We start from the raw sequence: 411 nt of genomic DNA, 5'->3' as shown, positions 1-411 counted from the left end.
TAAATACGCTTATGAAGTAGCACAACAAATTCACGAGCCCATTAAAAAATAAGATTCAAAAAAGCTCAGTCGAGTGCTAACCAATTAGCAAAAACAGCTATCCCCAATGGATACTCCAATTACAACTCTGAAAAAAATTTAAAATCTGCTTCCTGCTTCCAACAGCCGTGAATCAGCGTTTCCCAATGGACCGATCAAAGGAATCAATCGCAAAATCAAAGCACTTAAACGTATCCATTACGGATTCAAAAATATCGACCATTTTTATGCCAGAATTCTTTTAATTGTAAAATAAAGAAGCCCTCTTTTCAGAGGACTTCATGTATCAATCCAATTTGGCGGAATCTGTTAAAAGGAGCATTATTGATCAATATAATGATCAATAATGCTCCTTTTACTGTTTTTGTTTAT

General features: G+C 34.3%; 1 protein-coding gene. It reads left to right on the top strand.

The window, feature by feature from the left end:
• The first annotated feature begins 145 nt into the window (after positions 1-145).
• On the top strand, positions 146-295 hold the full coding sequence (locus ON15_RS11525; protein WP_081580196.1) for a transposase: 150 nt from the start codon (positions 146-148) through the stop codon (positions 293-295).
• Positions 296-411: the final 116 nt, after the last annotated feature.

This window comes from Liquorilactobacillus vini DSM 20605 (assembly GCF_000255495.1).
Taxonomy (GTDB): Bacteria; Bacillota; Bacilli; order Lactobacillales; family Lactobacillaceae; genus Liquorilactobacillus; species Liquorilactobacillus vini.
The sequence above is the reverse complement of the archived record's forward strand: the minus strand, read 5'-3'. Positions and strand labels throughout refer to the sequence as shown.